Genomic DNA, 453 nt, shown 5'->3' with positions numbered 1-453 from the left:
GTGCTTGTTTTAATGCGATAGGTAGCGCATTTTCAGCATCTTCTAAAATATCTGGAACGACTTGTGTTAACACTGCATCGCCTTGATTAATGACAATACCAAACTCTAATAGCAATCCACGTATTTGATTTGAAAGCTGGGTCTTTTGTTTATCTACTAAGGTTCTCGCTTGGCTCAATGATTGCAATGTTTGCTCTTCAACCGTCATGATCTTTAACAAATTTAGGGGGAAGTAACATGACATCATGCCCCAGCGACAGCGCTTTGCGAGCAATATGCTGGGCGCTACCGCAGGCTTCCATCACGACCTTTGAGCCTTCGGCTTTTGCTAGCAACTCAAACATAGGTTCGCGTTTCATTGGCTTATTAAATTTGAGTTTATTGCCTTTCAGCTGTGCCACCTGGAAAATGTTTTTTGCCAAGTCGATAGCAATTAAATTAGACTGTGTCATG

2 pseudogenes are annotated in these 453 nt (G+C 41.7%); both read right to left on the bottom strand.

Annotated elements, in window-relative coordinates:
• Window positions 1–208 (bottom strand): annotated as a pseudogene (locus BB427_RS01265) (IS110 family transposase); the annotation flags it as partial.
• Window positions 198–453: pseudogene (locus tag BB427_RS24325) on the bottom strand (IS110 family transposase); the annotation flags it as partial. The pseudogenes BB427_RS24325 and BB427_RS01265, both read right to left, overlap by 11 nt.

This window comes from Pseudoalteromonas sp. BMB (assembly GCF_001709235.1).
Taxonomy (GTDB): Bacteria; Pseudomonadota; Gammaproteobacteria; order Enterobacterales; family Alteromonadaceae; genus Pseudoalteromonas; species Pseudoalteromonas maricaloris.
This window is presented reverse-complemented; position numbering and strand designations above follow the sequence as displayed.